The organism is Nocardioides sp. (genome assembly GCF_036274455.1).
Classification (GTDB): Bacteria; Actinomycetota; Actinomycetes; order Propionibacteriales; family Nocardioidaceae; genus Nocardioides.
The window spans coordinates 1-20,155 of record NZ_DASUFR010000010.1 but is presented as its reverse complement, the minus strand read 5'-3'; the positions used below and the strand labels follow the sequence as shown (position 1 = coordinate 20,155).

Sequence of the window (20,155 nt, the reverse complement as noted above, 5' to 3'; positions counted from 1 at the left end):
GACACCTGCGCCGGGGTGCGGAACCGGTCGCCGGCCGGGCGGATCGCCTCGTGCGCCTCCTGGGCGTTCTTGACCTTGCTGGCGTAGACCCGGGGGGCGTCCGGGAGGTACTCCGCGCCGTACAGCTCCCGCACCTGCGACCGGGCCGCACCGACCGCCGCGCTCGACAGCGTGGTCGAGTCGGTCCGCATGTAGGTGATGAAGCCGTTCTCGTAGAGCCGCTGGGCGACCGACATCGTCACCGAGGCGGACATGCCGAGCTTGCGGCTGGCCTCCTGCTGCAGCGTGGTGGTGCGGAAGGGCGCGTAGGGCTGGCGGCGGTAGGGCTTGGCCTCGACCGAGCGCACCTCGAAGCGGGTGTCGGCCAGCGCCTGCACGAGCCCCTCGGCCGCCGCGCGGTCGAGGTGGACCCGGCCGCCCTTCTTGTCCTTGAGCTGGCCGTCGTCGCCGAAGTCGGAGCCACCCGCGACCCGGACGTCGTCGATCGAGTGCAGTCGCCCCGGGAACATCCGCGGTTCTTTGTCGGCGCCGGCGTCGAAGGTGCCCTCGAGGTCCCAGTAGGACGCAACGCGGAAGGCCATCCGCTCGCGCTCGCGGTCGACCACGAGCCGGGTGGCGACGCTCTGGACCCGGCCGGCGGAGAGGCCGGACATGACCTTCTTCCACAGCACCGGGCTGACCTCGTAGCCGTAGAGGCGGTCGAGGATCCGCCGCGCCTCCTGCGCCTCGACGAGGTCCTCGTTGATGTCGCGCGGGTTTTCGACCGCGGCGAGGATGGCCGGCTTGGTGATCTCGTGGAAGACCATCCGGTGCACGGGGATGCCCTTGGGCTTCAGCTCGTCGAGCAGGTGCCAGGCGATCGCCTCGCCCTCGCGGTCCTCGTCGGTGGCGAGGTAGAGCTCGTCGGCGTCCTTGAGGAGCGTGCGCAGCTTGGAGATGTGCTGCTTCTTGTCCCGCGGCACGACGTAGTAGGGCTCGAAGCCGTTCTCCACGTCGACCGCGAGCCGGCCCCACGGCTTGTCCTTGATCTTGGCCGGCGTCTCCGCCGCGCTCTGCGGGAGGTCACGGATGTGGCCGATGGAGGACTCGACGACGTACCCCTGGCCGAGGTATCCGCCGATGGTGCGGGCCTTCGCCGGAGACTCGACGATCACCAACTTGTGTGCCAACTGACTGCTACTTCCTCACGTGACTCGTGCCTCGATCCCACCGTCCGGCGGGGGGGCACGGCCGCTCACGGTAGCGCGTACCACCCACATCTGATTCCCGGAGGGCGGGCCACGAACCCCTTCGACGGGTCCGCGGACCGCACCGGGCTCGGGCTCGTGAGTGCCCCGAGGCGGCCTGTGGATGATCGTCGACGACGTCCGGAGATCCATGGCAGCGTGGCGGGCATGCGCTGCTTCGACGATCCGGCGGACCGGCTCGTCCGGGTGCGCGACCAGGCTCTGTCGGCGCAGCCGGCGACTGCCGCGTGATTTCTACCGTCCACGGTAGAATCGACCGCGTGCCGACCTTGAACATCAAGGACCCGGAGGTCTACGACCTCGCCAGCGAGCTGGCTCGGCGTCTCGAGACGTCGATGACCAATGCCGTTCGCATGGCCTTGCGGGAAGCGGTCGAACGCGAGCGCCGAGTGCGGGACGACTACGTCGAAAGGATGTCGCAGCTGGCGCGGCTGACGCGCGACGCCAGCACGGACCAGATCCTGACTGACGACGACATCTACGACCACGACGGCCTGCCCCGGTGATCATCGACACCTCGGCGATCGTGGCCATTGTCAAGGGTGAGCCAGACGCTGAGGCGCTTCTGGTGACGATGCGCGACGCCGAGTCGCTCCGCATGCCGACGCCGAACGCGCTGGAGCTGAGCATCGTGCTCGGACCGGGCCGGCTCGATCGGTTGATGGATCTGCTGCAGCAGCTGGGCATCCGGTTGATCGACTTCACCCACCAACACCTACTGGTTGCCCAGCACGCGCATGCCACTTACGGCCGGGGCTCGGGATCGAAGGCGAAGCTCGACTTCGGCGACTGCATGGTCTACGCACTGGCCAAGGTCCTGGACGAGCCGCTGCTGTTCAAGGGCGACGACTTCGCGCACACGGACATCACACCAGCGCGCTGAGTCACGCCCGGACGAGGAATCCCTCGTCCACCAGCTCGCGGACGACCGGGAGGTATTTCGCGCGGGTCTCGGCGGGGTCGCGGTCGAGCAGCTCGGCGATCGCGTCGAGCAGAGGGCCGACCGGGAGGTCGCCGTCGCTCGCGCCGGCCAGGGCCGCGACCACGGTGTCGGCGGTGCGGGCGCGCCGGAAGCCGCGCTGCTGGCGGAGCACGATCGTCTCCGGATCCTCGGCGCCGGCCGGACCGATCGTCTCCTGGACGACGTCCTCGCGCAGCCGGAGCCGCGCGTCCGCGGCGGTCGGGGTCATCATCGCGTCCGCCCAGGCCGCGACCGCGGGCGCGATCGGCTGCTCGACGTCGTAGGGCCAGTCCCAGAGGTCGTGCCGGCCGGTGCCGCCGTTGCGGAGGTTGACCCAGCCGAAGCCGACCGCCTCGACGCCCTGCTCCTCCAGCCAGGAGAGCCAGGTGTTGTAGCGGCGGTGGTAGTCCCCCGCGTCGCCACCCGTCGCCGGGTGGTGCCCGGAGTCCTTGAGCCAGAGCTCGACGTAGGCCGCCGGGTCGACGAGCTCGCGCTGCACGACCAGCGCGTCGACCCCGGGATCGAGCCACGAGGCGAGCCGCTCGTGCCAGGGGCGGTGCCGCTCGACCACCCAGTTGGCGAGCACCTGGCACCAGCCCCGCTCGGTCAGGTGGCGGGGCGCGGCCCGGACGATGTCCTCGACGACCCGGTCGCCGGGGAGTCCGGAGTCGCGGTAGACCAGCCGTTCGCCGGTGGCCGGGGAGATGACGAACGGCGGGTTCGTGGCGATCAGGTCGAACCGCTCACCGCGCACCGGCTCGAAGAAGGAACCGTCGCGGACCTCGACGCGGTCGCCGACCTCGTTGAGTGCGGCGTTGAACGCGGCGATGCCGAGCGCGCGCCGGTTCACGTCGGTGGCGACGACGGTCGTGCTGTGGGCGGCCAGGTGGAGCGCCTGGACGCCGCACCCGGTGCCGAGGTCGAGGCTGCTGCCCACCCCGGCCCTGGTCGTCAGCTGGGCCAGGGACGTCGACGCGGGGCTGATGCCGAGCACGTGGTCGGCGCCGACCTGCTGCGGCAGGCCGTCCAACCCGGGCGTGAGGTCGCTGACCACCCAGAGGGCACGGTCCTCGGTGGCGTAGGGCCGCACGTCCAGGCGGGCAGCCACCTCGCCGACCGACCGGTCGAGCACTCCCTCGGCCACCAGCGGGTCCACCAGGCCGGGCAGTGCGGCGTCGACGGCGGCTGCGGAGACCGTTGTCTGCAGGAGGAACAGCCGGGTCAGCGTGGCGAGCGGCTGCCGGTCGGACGCCGTACGCCGCAGGGCCGGCGTGGTCTCGTTGCGCAGCAGCGCCGCGTCCGCCACGTCGCCGACCAGCTCGCGAACCGCGTCGACAGTGAAGCCGGCGGAGAGCAGCGCCTCGCGCAGCCGGGCCGGGAGGTCGGCCGAGGTCCCACGCACTCTCGTCAGCCTAGGGCGTCTCGAAATGGCGCTGACCCGCCCGTTCTGTACGGGCGGGTCAGCGTCGTGGTGCCGGGTCAGGCGGTGGCGGCCGGGTCGGTCGCCGGAGTCGCCGGCGTCGCCGACGGCCCGTCGTCACCGATCACCGCGGAGCGGCGCTTGGAGACGTAGACCGCGGCGACGATGCCGAGGAACGCAAGGACCGCGATGAGGATGCGCACCGGGTTGTTCGCGTCCTCGCCCACCGAGAGCTTCACGATCGCGCTGACGATGAGCAGCGAGACCAGGTTCATCACCTTGAGCAGCGGGTTGATCGCCGGGCCGGCGGTGTCCTTGAACGGGTCACCGACGGTGTCGCCGATGACCGTCGCGGCGTGGGCCTCGGAGCCCTTGCCACCGTGGTTGCCGTCCTCGACCAGCTTCTTGGCGTTGTCCCACGCGCCACCGGAGTTGGCCAGGAAGACCGCCATCAGCGTGCCGGTCGCGATCGCGCCGGCCAGGAAGCCGGCCAGCGGGCCGACGCCGAGGCCGAAGCCCACGGCCACCGGGGCCAGGATCGCGAGGATGCCGGGCGTGGCCAGCTCGCGCAGCGAGTCACGGGTCACGATGTCGACCACGCGGCCGTACTCCGGACGGCCGGTGCCCTCCATGATCCCGGGGATCTCCTTGAACTGGCGGCGCACCTCGAAGACCACCGCCCCGGCGGCACGGCCGACGGCGTTGATCGCCAGCCCGGAGAACAGGAACACGACCGCCGCGCCGAGCAGCGCACCGACGAGGATGTTCGGGTTCGAGATGTCGAAGCTGAACGACTGCTGGGTGAGCTTGCCCACGTCACCGGGGTCCCCCACCTCGCCGAGGGACTCCACCATCGTGTTGACGTAGGAGCCGAACAGCGCGCTGGCCGCGAGGACGGCCGTCGCGATCGCGATGCCCTTGGTGATGGCCTTGGTGGTGTTGCCGACGGCGTCGAGCTCGGTGAGGATCTGCGCGCCCTCGGGGCTGACGTCGCCCGACATCTCCGCGACGCCCTGGGCGTTGTCGGAGACCGGGCCGAAGGTGTCCATGGCGACGATGACGCCGACCGTGGTGAGCAGGCCGCAGCCCGCCAGCGCGACGGCGAACAGGGCCACGGTGACCGAGCCGCCGCCGATCAGGAACGCACCGAAGACGGCCGCGCCGATGACCAGGGCGGTGTAGACCGCGGACTCGAGGCCGACCGCGATGCCGGACAGGATGACCGTCGCCGCGCCGGTGAGCGAGGTGCGACCGACGTCCTTGACCGGGCGGTAGTCGGTGCCGGTGAAGTAGCCGGTGAGGCTGAGGATGATCGAGGCGAGCACGATGCCGATGACGACGGCGGCGGCCGCGATGATCCGCGGGCTGCCGTCGGAGTCGGCCGTCGAGTTGGCCAGGTCGCCGAAGCTGCCCGGCAGGTAGACGAAGGCGAGCACCACGCTGGCCACCGCGCCGACCGCGGCCGAGAGGTAGAACGCCCGGTTGATCGTGACCAGGCCGTTCTCGCCCGCGCGGGGCTTCATGAGGTAGACCCCGGCGACCGCGGAGAGCGCCCCGATGGCCGGGACCAGCAGCGGGAAGACCAGGCCCTTGTCGCCGAAGGCCTGCGAGCCGAGGATCAGCGCCGCCACCAGGGTCACCGCGTAGGACTCGAACAGGTCTGCGGCCATGCCGGCGCAGTCGCCGACGTTGTCACCGACGTTGTCGGCGATGGTCGCGGCGTTGCGCGGGTCGTCCTCGGGGATGTTCTGCTCGACCTTGCCGACCAGGTCGGCGCCGACGTCGGCGGCCTTGGTGAAGATGCCGCCTCCGACACGCATGAACATCGCGAGCAGCGCGGCGCCGAAGCCGAAGCCCTCGAGAACCTTGGGCGCGGCGTCCTGGAACAGGATCACCACCAGGCTGGCGCCGAGGAGGCCCAGGCCGACGGTGAGCATCCCGACCGTGGCGCCGGTGCGGAAGCCGATGTTCATCGCGGGGTCGCGGCCCTCGGTGTTGGCGGCGGCGGCGACGCGCAGGTTGGCGCGGACCGCCAGCGACATGCCGAGGTAGCCGACCGTGGCCGAGAACCCGGCACCGACGAGGAAGAAGACCGAGCGGAAGATCCGCACGAGCGTCTCGTTGTCGACGTCACCGACCGGCAGCGCCAGGAGTGCGAAGAACGCGACCACGGCGAAGATCGCCAAGGTGCGGAACTGGCGCTGGAGGTACGCGTCGGCACCCTCCTGCACGGCCAGCGCGATGTTCTTCATGTTGTCGGTGCCCTCGGCTGCGGAGAGGACCTCCTTGCGGAACATCGCGCCCATGGCGAGGGCGCCGAGCGCGATCAGCGCGACCACGATGACGAGGACGAGGTTGCCGCCCGTGACATCGAGCTCGAGTGCCGTGACCGCGGGGTTGAACCCGGTCATGCGTATTTCCTCCTGAGGATCAGGTGTCGACTCACCGCACACCCGGTCCTGGCCATCCTCAGACCATCATCCGAGAGGCCACCGTGACCCGGGTCGCGGAACGTGCCGGAGTCTACGCATCACGTGCGGGATCGCCGCATCCGGTGTGACCCGTCGCACGATCGGGCCACGGGGACGGGCCTCAGCGGGCCGCGAGTGCCCCGTCGGCGGAGTCGTGGATGACGAAGACCTTGGCCAGCCCGGTGATCCGGAAGATCTTGAGCAGCCGGTCCTGGGTGCAGATCAGCTGGAGCGAGCCGTCGTGGGCGCGCACCTTCTTCAGCCCGCCGACCAGCACGCCGAGCCCGGTCGAGTCGAGGAACTCGACGGCCTCCATGTCGACGATGAGGTCATAGACGCCGTCCGCGACCAGCTCGGTGATCTTGTCGCGCAGCTTGGGAGCCGTGTAGACGTCGATCTCGCCGCCGACGGCGATGATCGTCGCACCCTCGACCTCACTGGTCGCAAGTGTCAGATCCACGTCCACTCCCTGGATTCCGGCCTGCATTTCCGGCGCCGAGCACGCAGTCATTCTCGACCCCTGCACTAAGCCAGCACAATGAAACCACGGTTGGGCGAAATCCTTACAAAGTCGCAGCACAATGACAGCGGCCCCTGACCTTGGCTCCTCGCCCGAAGGGATGGGCGCGCCTGACCCGTTGGTCGGTGCCCTTTGTGATGCTCGCTGCGTGACCCTGACCGCCACCGTCATCGACCGGCTGGCGGCCGTCCCCGGCCGGGAGGGACGGCTCACCCACCTCCGACGACTGCCCGCGCGTCCGGGCCGGGCTGCCAGGTGGCCGGGCTGGGCCGAACGGGAGGTGGTCGCGGCGTTCACGGCTCGCGGCATCACCGAGCCCTGGGCCCACCAGGCGCTCGCCGCCGAGGCGGCGTACGCCGGGCAGCACGTCGTGCTCGCCACCGGCACCGCATCGGGCAAGTCGCTGGCCTACCAGCTGCCGGCGCTGACCTCGGCCCTCACCTCTCGCGGCCCACGCGGCCAGCGCGGCACCACCACCCTCTATCTCGCGCCGACCAAGGCGCTTGCCCAGGACCAGCTGGCCGGCCTGGCCACCCTCGGCCTCGACGTCCGCATCGCCACCCACGACGGGGACAGCAGCCGCGAGCAGCGCGAGTGGGCCCGTGACCAGGCCGAGTACGTCCTCACCAACCCGGACATGCTCCACCACTCGCTGCTGCCCGGGCACGAGCGCTGGCGCTCCTTCTTCGCCCAGCTCACCTATGTCGTCGTCGACGAGTGCCACCACTACCGCGGCGTCTTCGGCGCGCACGTCGCGCAGGTGCTGCGCCGGCTGCGGCGGGTCTGCGCGGCCTACGGCTCCCACCCGACCTTCGTGCTCGCCTCCGCCACCGTCGCCGAGCCGGAGACTGCCGCGGGCCGGCTCACCGGGCTCGACGTGCTGGCGGTGACCGGCGACCACTCGCCCCGGGGCGAGCTGTCGCTGGCGATGTGGCAGCCGTCCCTCACCCGGTTCACCGGTGAGAACGGCGCCCCGTTGCGCCGTGCCGCCTCCTCCGAGGTCGCAGACCTGCTGGCCGACCTGGTCGCCGCCGATGTCCGCACCCTGGCGTTCATCCGGTCCCGGCGCGGAGCCGAGCAGGTCGCGGTCACCGCCGCCGGGCTCCTGGAGGAGGTCGACGCCACGCTGCCCGGCAAGGTCGCGGCCTACCGCGGTGGCTACCTCCCCGAAGAACGGCGCGAGCTCGAGCGACAGCTCAGGGCCGGGGAGCTCACCGGGCTGGCGGCGACCAACGCGCTCGAGCTCGGCATCGACATCAGTGGCCTCGACGCCGTCCTCCTCGCCGGGTTCCCGGGCACCCGGGCGGCGTTCTGGCAGCAGGTCGGACGGGCCGGCCGCGGAGCCGGAGACGCACTCGGCGTCCTGGTGGCCCGCGACGACCCCCTCGACACCTATCTCGTCACCCACCCCGAGGCGCTGCTAGGGCAGCCGGTCGAGGCCACGGTCTTCGACCCCTCGAACCCCTACGTCCTCGGGCCGCACCTGTGCGCGGCGGCCGCCGAGCTGCCCCTGACCGAGGCGGACCTGCCGATGTTCGGGCCGACCGCCCCGGCCGTCCTCGACCAGCTCACCGACGCGGGACTGCTGCGCCGCCGCCCACGTGGCTGGTTCTGGACCGACCGCCGGCGCGCCAGCGAGCTGGCCGACATCCGCTCCGCCGGCGGCCCGCCGGTCTCGCTCGTCGAGGTCGGGACCGGCCGGGTGATCGGCACCGTCGACGCCGGCAGCGCCCACTCCACCGCCCACGCCGGCGCGGTCTACGTCCACCGCGGGGAGACCTGGCTGGTCGGGTCGCTCGACCTCGACGAGCACGTCGCCGTGATCGGCCGGGCGGACCCGGCGTACTCCACGACCGCCCGGGAGACCACCGACATCTCCATCGTGGCCGAGCAGGACCACCGCATGTGGGGCGACTGCCGGCTGTCGGTGGGCCGGGTCGAGGTGACCCACCAGGTCGTGTCCTACCTGATGCGCCGTCAGCCCAGCGGCGAGGTGATCGGCGAGGAGCCGCTCGACCTCCCCGAGCGCACGCTGCGGACCAGCGCGGTGTGGTGGACGGTGCCCGACCACGCCCTCGAGGCGGCCGGGCTCACCGCCCGCGACCTGCCCGGTTCGGCGCACGCCGCCGAGCACTGCTCGATCGGGCTCCTCCCGCTCTTCGCGACCTGCGACCGCTGGGACATCGGCGGGGTGTCGACCGCGCTGCACCCGGACACCGGCCAGCTCACCGTCTTCGTCCACGACGGCCACCAGGGCGGGGCCGGCTTCGCCGAACGCGGCTTCGCAGCCGCTCGCGAGTGGCTGACCGCGACCCGGGAGACCATCGCCGCCTGCGAGTGCTTCGACGGTTGTCCGTCGTGCGTGCAGTCGCCCAAGTGCGGCAACCAGAACAACCCGCTCGACAAGACCGGCGCGCTCCGGCTCCTCGACGTGCTGCTCGAAGGTGACGCTCCGTGACTCGACCCTCGCCGAGCGTTAGTGTCCGGGCATGGTCATCCTGGGTCTCATCCTCGTCGTGCTGGGCGGCCTGGCCATCGTGTGCGGGCTGTTCGCCACCGAGGTGGACGGCACCCAGCTGCAGTTCCTCGGGCAGGACCTCAGCCCGGCGGCGCTCTTCCTCATCGGGGTCGGCTCGGCCGTGGCCATCTGGTGGGGCCTCTGGCTGCTCAAGTCGGGGAGCAAGCGCTCGTGGGCCCGCCGCAAGGAGCAGAAGCGGCTCGAGGAGCTCTCCGAGAAGCTCGACAACGTCGAGGAGCGGCGTCGGATGGACGTCGACGAGCACGAGGAGCGGGACCGGCCCTCGCTCTGAGGGCAGACTTCCCCCTTCCCTCCCGAGCCCACCCGCCGCCTGCCGCCGCCTCGGCCCGCTCGCGCGGGACGCTCAGGCCGGACCGGCGCGTGCCTGAGCGGACAGGTCATGGTGCTGGCCCAGCCAGTGCGGCCCGGCGACGGTGACCTGCAGGACCACGTCGAACCCCTCGACCGTGCAGCGGTCGACGCTCGCGCCGTTGGCCTCCGCGACCGTGGCCGCGGCCGCGCACGCGTCGGCACCCCTCGCCCGTGACTGGGCGCCGGCCAGGGCCGCCAGGTCTGCCGCCGACTGGGCCACCCGGTGCGCGTGGACCATCGCACCCACCACCCCGAGCGCCGCACCGACGAGGACCAGCACACCGACGACGGCCACCGCGAAGAGAGTGGCCGAGGCCCGCTCGTCGCGCTGCCTCACGGTGAGGACACCTCCTCGTCGGCCGCGACGGCTTCGGCCCGGAGCCTCGGTGCGGGCAGGTGCGCGAAGAGTCCGCCGGGACCCTCGACCCGGCCGGTCACCGTCACCCGCACCTCGCCGCCGCCGCGGGTGACGCTGATCCGGCTGCCGTCGGGTGCAACCTGCTCGCCGCGCTCGAGGGCGCTCGACTCGTCGTCGCCGCGGGCCAGGGCGCGGGCGGTCTCGCGGGCGGCGTCGACCGCCCGCACCTGCGCGGCCCCGACGGCGAGCAGCCAGACCAGCCCGAGCGCCACCGCCACCAGCAGCGGGAGCACCATGGCGAGCTCGGCGGTCGCCGCACCGCGCGCGTCCCGGTCCCGAGGAGACATCAGCTCACCCGATGCCGAGCAGGCCGAGCACGTGGTCGTAGAGCAGCTTGAGCAGCTTGTCGCCGAAGCCGCCGGTGAGCATCTTGTAGAGCAGTCCGGCCAGGCCGGCGCCGGCCGCAGTGCCGACGGCGTACTCGGCCGTGGTGATGCCGCGCTCGTCTCGGCGCAGTGTGCGGTGCATGGGACTCCTTCGGGAACGGGGCCGCGACGCGGCCAGGGGCTTGAACTCTGCGGGCCCGGACCCTCGGTCCGCGCCGGTCCGGCGCCGGCCTGTGCACGAGCAGGCGACCGGCCGGTGCTGTGGACGGCTGGTGGACGGGTCAGAGGCCCAGGGTGCCGAGCAGCGATCCGACGACCGGGACGATGCCGATCAGGACGAACGACGGCAGCAGGCAGAGACCGAGGGGGACGGCGGCCTTGACCCCGACCGCCCGGGCGCGGTCCTCGACCTCGGCGCGGGCTGCCCTGGCCAGCTCGTCGGCGAGCCGCTCGACGGCGGGCACCACCGGAGCACCGGTGCGGTGTGCCCGCGCCAGGGCCCGGCCCAGTGGCCCCAGCGCCGGGTCGGCCGCCAGGTCGGCCCACACCTGCGCGCGGTCGACGCCCAGCCGCAGCCTGGGCAGCAGGACCGCCAGCCGGCCGGCGGCTGGACCCGGCAGGGCCTCGACGACCACGCAGAGCGCGGTGTCGGGAGGGCGACCGGAGCGGAGCGAGTCGGCCAGCAGCCCCACGACATGGGGAAGGTCGCGACGGGCCTGCTCGCGCTCCCGGCGGAGCTGGGCGGGCTCGGCCCGCTCGATGACCCACCAGGTCGCCGCCGCCGCGACCGGTGCCGCGGCCAGCCCGACCCCACCCCCGACGAACACCGCGGCCGCCGCAGCGGCCAGCAGCACCCAGAGCAGCCGCCACCGGCGAAGCCAGTCGGAGCCCGCCGGCACCGACCGGACCGGTGCGGGCAGCACCAGCCGGGGCGCCACCGGGACCAGCAGCGACGCCGCACCGCACGCCGCCAGCGAGGCGAGCACCGCCGGCCCGCTCATGGGCCGCTCTCCACGGCACGGGCGAGCGCCTCGATCCACCACAGCCCGGCCAGTCCGAGCGCGAGCCCGGCGCCGAGGCACGTCCACCCGGCGGGTGTCGAGAGCAGGAAGCCCACCGGATCGCCGCCCACGCCCGACCCCATGGCCAGGGCGGCCACCGGCAGCAGCGCGACCAGCCGGGCCGTGGCGCGGGCCGAGGCCAGCTCGCCCTCGACGACGCGGCGCGTGGCCCGGCTGTCCACGAGGTCGCGGGCCACCCGGTCGACGGCGTCGGCCAGCCCCTGACCGGTGCGGTGCGCGACGTGCCAGGCCGCCGCGAGCAGCCGCAGGTCCGCGGCACCAGGCCGCGCCGCCACCGAGCGCAACGCGGCCGGGACGTCGGACCCGACCCGGAACGCCTCGGCCACCGGGGCCAGCGCCGGCCAGCCGTCGGCCGCCCCGGCAAGCGCCGCACCGGGCGGTTGTCCGGAGGCCAGCTCGGAGGCCAGGTGCTCGCACGCCTCGAGCACCCGGGCACCCGTGTCGGCCGCCGCCATCCGCTCCCGGCGCCGCAGCCAGAGCAGCCAGCCGACGAACCCGGCTCCTGCGCCGATCACCGCGAGCACCAGCCACCCGCCGGGCAGCCAGGCGACCAGCGGGAGCAGCACCAGTGGGGCCAGCACGGCCGGCGGCCGGTGACGCGGGACGCCCGCGTCGGGCCGCGGAGGGAGCCGTGGCCCGGGCGAAGCCACGAGGGCGGTCGCCGCGGCGGCAGCCAGCACGGCCACGAAGGCGAGTGGGCTCACAGTCCGAGCACCTCGGCCAGCCCCGCGGCGCCCGGCCCCTCCCGGAGCTCACCGTCGACCAGGGAGACCGCAGGCACCATCGTCACCAGACCGCCGGCGCCACGCTCGAGGATTGCGAGCCCGGCCACGCGGCGGACGCCATCGGCCCCGCGGGTCAGGTGCACCACGGCCGCCACACCCGATGCGAGCTGGCTGTGCGTGGCCGCCCGGTCGAGGCCGGCGGCCAGCGCGAGCGCCTCGACCCGCGCCGGCACGTCCACCGCCGAGTTGGCGTGGAGCGTGCCGCACCCACCCTCATGGCCGGTGTTGAGGGCGGCCAGCAGCTCCACCACCTCGGCGCCGCGGACCTCGCCGACCACGAGGCGGTCGGGCCGCATCCGCAGCGCCTGCCTGACCAGGGTGCGCAGGTCGATCGCCCCGGCCCCCTCGACGTTGGCCGGGCGTCCTTCGAGACCGACCACGTGCGGGTGGTCGGGGCGCAGCTCGGACGCGTCCTCGACCAGGACCATCCGCTCGCGAGGATCGACCAGCGACAGCAGCGCCGCCAGGAGGGTGGTCTTGCCCGTGCCGGTCCCGCCACTGACCAGGAACGCCGCCCGCGCGTCGACGAGTGCGCGCAGCAGCTCGGCGCCACGCGGGGTGATGGTGCCCGCGGCCCGCAGCTCGTCCAGGGTGAACGCGCGCGCCGGTGGCACGCGCAGGGAGATCGTGGTCCCTGGCCGCGACACCGGCGCCAGCACGGCGTGGCACCGGCTCCCGTCCGGAAGACGGACGTCGGCGAACGGCACGCTGTCGTCGAGCCGGCGACCGGACATCGCCGCCAGCCGCTGGGCCAGCCGCCGCACGGACTCGTCGTCGGCGAACCGCACCGAGGTCGCCTCGAGCCCGTCGCCGCGGTCGACGTAGACCTGCTCGGGCCCGTTCACCAGCACGTCGGTGACCCCGGGCAGGCGGAGCAGCGGCTCCAGCGGACCGGCCCCGAGCACGTCGCGGCGCAGCGCTTCGTAGACGGCCAGCACGGTCGCGTCACCGACCGGGCGGCCGGCCGCACGCAGCGCCTCCGCCACCCGGTGCGGGGACAGGTCGCCGGGCCGGTCGGCCAACCGGTCGCGGACCCGGTCGACGACCTCGGGCTCGAGGTCGGCGAGGCTCACGCCGCCGCCGCCGTGGAGCCGGACCGGGCCAGGACCTCGCGGCAGGCGCCGGCCAGCGGCCCGCGCGGCGACCGCACCGGCCCCAGACCCAGGTCGAGCGCCTCGGCCAGTCCACGCTGCTCCCCCATGGTGGTCAGCACCGGCGCATCGACGAGGGCCGCGATCCGCCGGGGATCGACCGCGTGGCCGCGCACCACGAGACCTGCCCGGCCCGGCACGGGCAGGGCCGCCACCCGGCGGGCCGCCGAGGCAACCCCGGTGACCGTCGGGAGGACGACCACCGCGACCAGGTCGCACTGGGCCGCGACCTCGATGACGAGGTCGTCGGGGCGGGGCAGGTCGAGCACCACCCAGCCGTGGCCGCGTCGGCCGGCCGAGAGGGCCTCGCGGACCGCGCCCACGTCAGGCCCCGACACGGCCGCCCCCCAGCCGAGCACCCCCAGCCCGTCCCGTCGAGGCACCGCCTCCCGCAGGGAGCGCCCGCTGAGCCGCCCCGACGAGGTGCCGAGGGAGTCCCACCGCACCCCGGCGTCGCCGTCGAGGGCCAGCACCCGGTCGCAGCCCGGGCCCAGCGGGTCGAGGTCGACCACGAGCGTCGGCGCACGGGTGGCGGCGACCTGGCCGAGTGCGCACGCGAGGGTCGTCGCCCCGGCGCCGCCCGAGCCGCCGAGCACCCCGACGACCGTCCCCTCGGCGCGCCCGGCCTCGTCGAGGTCGGTGAGGAGCTCGGCCACCAGCGCCGACCCGGCCGGCAGCTCGACCACGCGCTCGGCACCGAGCAGCAGCGCGTCGCGGAACGCACCCTGTTGCGCCGGCCACCACCCGACCACCTGGACGCCGGGCCGCCGCGCCGGCGCCAGCTCGACCACCGCCGCGACCAGGTCGGCCCCGACCAGGATCACCGGGGCGGTGCTCCACGCCCGCAGCACCTCGTGGGCCGTCGCCACCGTCTCGACGGTCGCCCCGGCGGCAGCGGAGAGGCGCGCCAGCTCCTCGGCGAGGGCGGTGTCGGCGGTGGCGATCAGCGGTCTGGGCAGCGCGTGGTCCATGCGCCGACCCTTCCCGGAGACGGGGACGGGCGGCGGCGCGGGCGCCGTGACCTGTGGACGGCAGTCTCGTAATCCCTGCCTGTGAACGGCTTCCGGCTCTTTACGATGGAGCCATGCCCGCCCCGCTTCTTCGCAGCGCGGCGTTCTTCGACCTCGACAAGACGATCATCGCCAAGTCGAGCACCCTCGCCTTCTCCAAGCCGTTCCAAGCCGGCGGGCTCATCTCCCGGCGGGCGGTGCTGCGCTCGGCGTACGCCCAGTTCGTCTACGTCGTCGGCGGCGCTGACCACGACCAGATCGAGAAGATGCGCCAGTTCATGTCGCAGCTGGTCGCGGGGTGGGACGTGGCCACGGTCCGCGACATCGTCTCCGACACCCTGCACAACGTGGTCGACCCGCTGGTCTACGACGAGGCGGTCAGCCTGATCGAGGAGCACAAGCTGGCCGGCCGCGACGTGGTCATCGTCAGCGCCAGCGGCACCGAGGTGGTCGAGCCGATCGGCGCGATGCTGGGTGCGGACATCGTCATCGCGACCCGGCTGGCGGAGGTCGACGGCAAGTACACCGGCGAGATCGACTTCTACGCCTACGCCGAGGAGAAGGCCCGGGCGATCACCGAGCTTGCCGAGGAGCGCGGCTATGACCTCCAGCGGTGCTACGCCTACAGCGACTCCATCACCGACGCGCCGATGCTCGAGGTGGTCGGCCATGCCCACGCGGTCAACCCCGACAAGGAGCTGCGCAAGCTCGCGACCACCAACGGCTGGCCGATCCTCGTCTTCACCAAGCCCGTCGCCCTGCGCAGCCGGGTGCCGTACAAGCCGACGCTGGCCGCCCTCGCCGTGGGCGGGGTCGTCGCCGTCGGCGGGGTCCTGTGGGCCAACGCCCGCCGCAGACGCCTCGGCGCCTGAGTCGGAGCGAGCAGGCAGCAGACCGGCGGCCGAAGCTCGCGGGGGTACCCAAGGGGGTATCCAAGCGGGTATCCAAACGCAGGTGGCACCCGAAGTTCGAGACCTCGGATGCCACCGCAACACGTGAACCCGGCTACCAGGCGTGCAACATCCAACTGCTGCCACGGGCAGTTCCCGTCTGGCCAGCGCCCTCTGCGAAGGGTAGATCGCCGCGTGGGTACCCGACTCACGTGTGGCTCTGCTGTTGTCTGGGTCCTGTCTACGCCGGTTCCGGGCGACACTCAAGGCCTTGAATTCGGGGGCAGATGAGAGGAGATTGGACAACCTGTGCGGCCTGTTCGTCAGGCCGTTCTTGCTTGTCCGGGGAGCAGCGCTGTCACTCCGCCTCCCGTCGCAGCGGGCTCGCCTCGGCTCCGGCCGCGAAGGCCTCGGCGGCGTACAGCAGCCACGCGTGGACGCCGGCCGCTCCCCCGTCGCGGTAGCCGCGCAGGTTCGACTCGTACGCCGGCCGCAGGGCCAGGTGCGCGGCCTCGGGCACGGTGAGCGACTTCTCGTCGACACCGCGGGCGACCAGCACCAGCCGCTCAGCCGCGCGGGCGACCACCCCGTTGTGCGAGGCGAACGGTGCAGCCGTGGCCAGCTCGCCGTGCACCACCGCGGCGAGCAGGAGGGCCGGTCGGTTCGACGGGCCGCTCAGCAGCCGGGCGACACCCTGCAGCCGTTCGGCCGACGCCGCGTCGCGGGGCCGGCCGAGCCGGTCCTCGTCGACCGAGCCTGCCGCGGCCAGCGTGTGCAACCGCGCCAACACCTGCAGCGGCGAGCGGCTGAGCGTCGGCGCCAGCGCCAGGAGGCCGGTCGAGACCCGCACCGCGTCGACCGCGATCGGGTCGGCGGTGCCGGCACGCACCTCGGCCAGCGACGAGCCCGAGCCCTCCAGCACGGCCGACGCGTGCGCGCCGCGCAGCAGCGACTCGGCCGTCGTCGCGGGCGACGTGCGTCGCAGCCCGCGGTCCCGGAGCACCGCGTCGATGCCGTCGCGCGCGGCTGCGAACGCTGAGGGCACGCCCTCCAGTGACGACAACCGCGCGAGCGGGTCGTCGGGATGGCTCACGGAAGGAAGGCTAGCCAGCGCGTACCTTGGGATCCGATGAGCACCCCAGAGCCGGCCCGGTCCTTCGGCGGCGTCGCCGACGCCTATGACCGCGGTCGTCCCACCTACCCGAGCGAGGCCGCCACGTGGCTGACCTCCGACCAGCCGCTGACCGTCCTCGAGATCGGCGCCGGCACCGGCAAGCTCACCGGGCAGCTCCTCGCCCTCGGCCACGACGTGCACGCCACCGAGCCCGACGCGCAGATGCTGGCGATCCTCGAGAAGAACCACCCCGCGGTCCGCGCCTCACGGGCACCGGCCGAGGAGATCCCAGCCGGTGACGCGACGTACGACGTGGTGGTCAGCGCCCAGGCCTTCCACTGGTTCGACCACGACCGGGCCCTGCCCGAGATCGTCCGCGTGCTCAAGCCCCGGGGCCGGCTCTCGCTGGTCTGGAACCAGCGCGACGAGCGCATCCCGTGGGTCAAGCGACTCGGCCGGATCATCGGCACCCAGCAGCACCTCGCCGACCCGAGCGAGGTGCTCGCGAGGTCGAAGCTGTTCGGCGAGGTCGAGCAGGAGTCGTTCCGGTTCTGGCAGACCGTCGACCGTGAGTCGATCCAGGACCTGGTCCGCTCGCGCTCCAACATCGCGGTGCTCTCGCCCGAGGAGCAGGAGGCCAAGATGGCCGAGGTGCTCGCGTTCTACGACGACTACGGCAGGGGCATGGACGGCATGCAGCTGCCCTACACCGCCTCGTGCTTCAGGGCGGAGGTGCTCGACCGGGTCGCGCCGACGCTGACCAGCAGCGGCGCCGCCGATGACACCGGCACCACGGGCAACGTCGTGTCGGACGGATCGTCGACCGACATGCTCCTCATCGACTTCCGCTAGCTCGCGGACCCTCCGACGGGTGTGACTGCCGCCACATTGGCAACCGGTGGGGCATGTTCCAGCAAGATCTCCAGCCTGTCGGCGACTCACTCGCGCTGAGCGCACTGTGCGGAGCGCTGCCGCTCGTCGCGATCCTCGTGCTGCTCGGCGGTCTTCGGCTCAAGGCCTGGGTGGCCGGGCTGATCTCGCTCGGCGTCGCGCTCCTCGTCGCGGTCATCCTGTTCGAGATGCCGGTCGGCCAGGCGCTGCTGGCCGGCACCGAGGGCGCGGCCTTCGGCTTCTTCCCGATCCTCTGGATCGTCATCAACGCGATCTGGGTCTACAACCTCACGGTCGCATCCGGCCACTTCGACGTGCTGCGCCGTTCGTTCGAGAAGGTCAGTCCGGACCTGCGGGTCCAGGCGATCATCATCGCGTTCTGCTTCGGGGCGCTGCTGGAGGCGCTGGCCGGTTTCGGTACGCCGGTCGCGATCACCGTCGTCATGCTCGTGGCGCTCGGGTTCGAGCCGCTGAAGGCCGCGGCCGTGTCGCTGGTCGCCAACACCGCACCGGTCGCCTTCGGTGCACTGGCCACGCCGATCGTCACGCTCGCGACGGTGAGCTCGGGGGCCGGCGACGACCCGGGGCTGACCACCGACAACCTCGGCGCGATGGTCGGCCGACAGACGCCGCTGCTGGCGATCGTGGTCCCGCTGATCCTGGTGGTGATCGTCGACGGGCGACGCGGCCTGAGGAACGCCTGGGTGCCGGCCATCACCTGCGGCCTGACCTTCGCGGTGACTCAGTTCGTCGCGTCGAACTACATCTCGGTGCAGCTCACCGACATCATCGCCTCGCTCCTCTCCGCGGGCGCGGTCGTGCTGCTGGTCCGGGTCTGGCAGCCGGCCGAGGTGCTCACCGCCGAACCCGCCACGGTCCCCGCGCACGCCGCTGTCGGCCGCACCGGCACGACGACCACCACCGCCAACGGCCCGACCGGCGGACGGCACAGCGAGCACAACGACCCGGAGGACCTCCGGAGCCCCGACCACGTCGACACGCGTGCCGACGTCGCACGCGCCTACGCGCCGTACCTCGTCATCATCGCGATCCTCGCGGTCGCCAACATCAACGCGGTGAAGGAGCGGCTGGCCAAGGAGCCGTGGACGACGTCGTTCGGCTGGCCCGGGCTCGACGTCCGCAACACCCAGGGCGACCCGGTCAGCAGCACCACGTTCATCTTCAACTGGCTGCCGACGGCCGGCACCCTCATGATCATCGCGGGCATCATCAGCGCGCTCATCCTGCGGGTGAAGCCGGGCGACGCCGTGCGGACCTACGCAAGGACCTACGTCGAGCTCCGCTCCGCGATCGTCACGGTGATGGCCGTGCTCGCGCTCGCCTACGTCATGAACCTCTCCGGCCAGACCGCCTCCCTCGGCTCGTGGCTGGCCCAGGCCGGCAGCGCCTTCGCGATCCTCTCGCCGATCATCGGCTGGCTCGGTGTCGCCGTCAGCGGGTCCGACACGTCGTCGAACGCGCTGTTCGGCGGGCTGCAGGTGCAGACGGCCAGCCAGGCAGGGCTGGACCAGGTGCTGATGGCCGGCTCGAACTCCTCCGGCGGCGTGCTCGGCAAGATGATCAGCCCGCAGAACCTCGCGATCGCCGCGGCCGCCGTCGGGATGGCCGGGCGCGAGGGCGACATCTTCCGCAAGGTGATCGGCTGGAGCGTGCTGCTGCTGGCGCTGATGTGCCTGATCGTCTGGCTGCAGTCGACCTCGGTCCTCGACTGGATGGTGCCCTAGCGACAGCACGCTGGACCAGGGTCGCCATCACCGAGGAGGGACTGACCTGCAAAGAACCTTGAAATATTTGCCGTCGAGCACAGGTTTGCGTTCCGGCGATCGGGGTCACCGGTAATCGGCGGCGCAGGCTTCTCGTGGGAACTCGGCCTCCGGGCGCCGCCCTTTGAGTACCTGAGGAGTCAGCAGATGACGCAGGCACCCGGCACAAAGACCGGACCGCCCTCAACCTCTCCGCTCCCGGCGACCAGGCCGGGAGGATTCATCGCGGACCCGGCGCCGCTGGGACTGGCCGGCTTCGCCCTCACGACGTTCGTGCTGAGCGTCGTCAACGCCGACATCGTCCCGCAGGAGCTGGTCGGTGGAGCGCTCGGCCTCGCGCTCGCCTACGGCGGCATCGCCCAGTTCGCGGCCGGCATCTGGGAGTTCGCCAAGGGCAACACCTTCGGCGCCACGGCGTTCTGCTCCTACGGCGCGTTCTGGATCTCGTTCTGGTGGCTGGCCGAGCACGACCTGGCCAACCTCGGCGACGAGGGCTACAAGGTGGTGGGCGTCTACCTCCTCGGCTGGGCGATCTTCACCGCCTACATGACCGTGGCGGCGACACGGGTGTCGGCGGCGGTGCTCGCCGTCTTCGCGCTGCTGACGGTCACCTACGTGGTCCTCGCGATCGGATGGCTGGACCAGGAGTCGTCGAACTGGATCAAGATCGGCGGCTATCTCGGGATCATCACCGCGCTGGCGGCGTGGTACGCCTCGTTCGCGGGCGTCACCGCGTTCACCTTCAAGCGGCCGGTCGTCCCGACCGGTCCCCGCGACTGAGAGGCAACCCAGTCGCAACCCTCTCTCGCCACGCTGGGCCATCCCGGCCTAGCGTGGCGGGAGAATCGCACGCACCAAGGAGAGAGACGTGACCGAGGAGACCCTGTCCAACCTGTCGCGCGAGGAACGACGCTTCGAGCCACCGCAGGAGCTGGCAGCGAACGCCAACCTCACGGAGGAGGCCTACGACCGCGCGCGCAACGATCCGGAGGCGTTCTGGGCCGAGCAGGCCGAGCGGCTGTCCTGGGCGTCGAAGTGGGACCGGGTCCTCGATTGGGACGACCCGCCGTTCGCCAAGTGGTTCGTCGGCGGCACCATCAACGCGGCGTACAACTGCGTCGACCGGCACGTGGAGAACGGCCTGGGCGACCGGGTCGCCATCCACTGGGTGGGTGAGCCGGAGAACGACGCCCGG

General features: G+C 72.6%; 21 protein-coding genes. 9 read left to right on the top strand and 12 right to left on the bottom strand.

The genetic code is table 11. The annotated features are described in order from the left end of the window. A partial coding sequence (gene topA, locus VFV89_RS01000; RefSeq protein WP_329704025.1) for a type I DNA topoisomerase occupies positions 1-1,169 on the bottom strand: 1,169 nt, incomplete at its 3' end. Between the two features lie 338 nt (positions 1,170-1,507). Between topA and VFV89_RS00995 the strand changes: the two genes are divergently transcribed. Further along, positions 1,508-1,753 (top strand): type II toxin-antitoxin system VapB family antitoxin, encoded by a 246-nt coding sequence (locus VFV89_RS00995; RefSeq protein ID WP_329704024.1) that lies wholly within the window; start codon positions 1,508-1,510, stop codon positions 1,751-1,753. Continuing rightward, the gene (locus VFV89_RS00990; RefSeq protein ID WP_329704023.1) at positions 1,750-2,130 is read left to right on the top strand and encodes a type II toxin-antitoxin system VapC family toxin; all 381 of its coding nucleotides are present in this window, start codon (positions 1,750-1,752) and stop codon (positions 2,128-2,130) included. The genes VFV89_RS00995 and VFV89_RS00990 overlap by 4 nt, the downstream gene beginning before the upstream one ends. 1 nt (position 2,131) lies before the next feature. Here the strand turns inward: VFV89_RS00990 and VFV89_RS00985 are convergent, their stop codons facing one another. From VFV89_RS00985 to VFV89_RS00975, 3 genes are all read right to left on the bottom strand, one after another. Next, complete coding sequence (locus VFV89_RS00985) at positions 2,132-3,610, bottom strand: class I SAM-dependent methyltransferase (protein WP_329704022.1); 1,479 nt, start codon at positions 3,608-3,610, stop codon at positions 2,132-2,134. A 77-nt stretch (positions 3,611-3,687) separates the two neighbouring features. Then, positions 3,688-6,039 (bottom strand): sodium-translocating pyrophosphatase, encoded by a 2,352-nt coding sequence (locus tag VFV89_RS00980; protein WP_329704021.1) that lies wholly within the window; start codon positions 6,037-6,039, stop codon positions 3,688-3,690. Between the two features lie 181 nt (positions 6,040-6,220). Continuing rightward, positions 6,221-6,559 (bottom strand): anti-sigma factor antagonist, encoded by a 339-nt coding sequence (locus VFV89_RS00975; RefSeq protein ID WP_329704020.1) that lies wholly within the window; start codon positions 6,557-6,559, stop codon positions 6,221-6,223. A 160-nt stretch (positions 6,560-6,719) separates the two neighbouring features. On the opposite strand from VFV89_RS00975, the gene VFV89_RS00970 reads away from it, so the two are divergent. Both VFV89_RS00970 and VFV89_RS00965 read left to right on the top strand, forming a co-directional pair. Then, positions 6,720-9,077, top strand: coding sequence for a DEAD/DEAH box helicase (locus tag VFV89_RS00970; protein WP_414690331.1), 2,358 nt, complete (start codon positions 6,720-6,722; stop codon positions 9,075-9,077). Positions 9,078-9,108: 31 nt separating this feature from the next. Then, positions 9,109-9,429, top strand: coding sequence for a hypothetical protein (locus VFV89_RS00965; protein ID WP_329704018.1), 321 nt, complete (start codon positions 9,109-9,111; stop codon positions 9,427-9,429). A gap of 72 nt (positions 9,430-9,501) precedes the next feature. Here VFV89_RS00965 and VFV89_RS00960 read toward each other — a convergent pair whose 3' ends face one another. The 7 genes from VFV89_RS00960 to ssd form a co-directional block, all read right to left on the bottom strand. Further along, positions 9,502-9,846, bottom strand: a complete 345-nt coding sequence (locus tag VFV89_RS00960) for an Rv3654c family TadE-like protein (protein WP_329704017.1) — start codon at positions 9,844-9,846, stop codon at positions 9,502-9,504. Then, positions 9,843-10,214, bottom strand: coding sequence for a TadE family protein (locus VFV89_RS00955; protein ID WP_329704016.1), 372 nt, complete (start codon positions 10,212-10,214; stop codon positions 9,843-9,845). The genes VFV89_RS00960 and VFV89_RS00955 overlap by 4 nt, the downstream gene beginning before the upstream one ends. 4 nt (positions 10,215-10,218) lie before the next feature. Further along, positions 10,219-10,395 (bottom strand): DUF4244 domain-containing protein, encoded by a 177-nt coding sequence (locus VFV89_RS00950; protein WP_329704015.1) that lies wholly within the window; start codon positions 10,393-10,395, stop codon positions 10,219-10,221. 139 nt (positions 10,396-10,534) lie between these two features. Beyond that, entirely contained in the window at positions 10,535-11,254 is a 720-nt protein-coding gene (locus VFV89_RS00945) for a type II secretion system F family protein (protein WP_329704014.1), read from the bottom strand. Beyond that, positions 11,251-12,039 (bottom strand): type II secretion system F family protein, encoded by a 789-nt coding sequence (locus VFV89_RS00940; RefSeq protein WP_329704013.1) that lies wholly within the window; start codon positions 12,037-12,039, stop codon positions 11,251-11,253. Before VFV89_RS00940 ends, VFV89_RS00945 begins: the two co-directional genes overlap by 4 nt. Next, positions 12,036-13,193 (bottom strand): TadA family conjugal transfer-associated ATPase, encoded by a 1,158-nt coding sequence (locus tag VFV89_RS00935; protein WP_329704012.1) that lies wholly within the window; start codon positions 13,191-13,193, stop codon positions 12,036-12,038. The genes VFV89_RS00940 and VFV89_RS00935 overlap by 4 nt, the downstream gene beginning before the upstream one ends. Continuing rightward, entirely contained in the window at positions 13,190-14,242 is a 1,053-nt protein-coding gene (gene ssd / locus VFV89_RS00930) for a septum site-determining protein Ssd (RefSeq protein ID WP_329704011.1), read from the bottom strand. The genes VFV89_RS00935 and ssd overlap by 4 nt, the downstream gene beginning before the upstream one ends. 113 nt (positions 14,243-14,355) lie before the next feature. Here ssd and VFV89_RS00925 point away from each other — a divergent pair, with 113 nt between their 5' ends. Then, positions 14,356-15,153: an HAD-IB family hydrolase gene (locus tag VFV89_RS00925; protein ID WP_329704010.1), complete on the top strand. Its 798-nt coding sequence runs from the start codon at positions 14,356-14,358 to the stop codon at positions 15,151-15,153. Positions 15,154-15,529: 376 nt separating this feature from the next. Here the strand turns inward: VFV89_RS00925 and VFV89_RS00920 are convergent, their stop codons facing one another. After that, on the bottom strand, positions 15,530-16,264 hold the full coding sequence (locus tag VFV89_RS00920; protein ID WP_329704009.1) for an oxidoreductase: 735 nt from the start codon (positions 16,262-16,264) through the stop codon (positions 15,530-15,532). A gap of 36 nt (positions 16,265-16,300) precedes the next feature. Here VFV89_RS00920 and VFV89_RS00915 point away from each other — a divergent pair, with 36 nt between their 5' ends. From VFV89_RS00915 to VFV89_RS00900, 4 genes are all read left to right on the top strand, one after another. After that, positions 16,301-17,137 carry a class I SAM-dependent methyltransferase gene (locus VFV89_RS00915; RefSeq protein ID WP_329704008.1) on the top strand — a complete coding sequence of 279 codons (837 nt, stop codon included), beginning with the start codon at positions 16,301-16,303 and terminating at the stop codon, positions 17,135-17,137. 53 nt (positions 17,138-17,190) lie between these two features. Beyond that, the gene (locus tag VFV89_RS00910; RefSeq protein ID WP_329704007.1) at positions 17,191-18,921 is read left to right on the top strand and encodes an L-lactate permease; all 1,731 of its coding nucleotides are present in this window, start codon (positions 17,191-17,193) and stop codon (positions 18,919-18,921) included. Between the two features lie 186 nt (positions 18,922-19,107). Then, positions 19,108-19,740 carry an acetate uptake transporter gene (locus VFV89_RS00905; RefSeq protein ID WP_329704006.1) on the top strand — a complete coding sequence of 211 codons (633 nt, stop codon included), beginning with the start codon at positions 19,108-19,110 and terminating at the stop codon, positions 19,738-19,740. Positions 19,741-19,828: 88 nt separating this feature from the next. Next, on the top strand, positions 19,829-20,155 hold a 327-nt coding region (locus VFV89_RS00900; RefSeq protein WP_329704005.1), incomplete at its 3' end, for an acetyl-coenzyme A synthetase N-terminal domain-containing protein.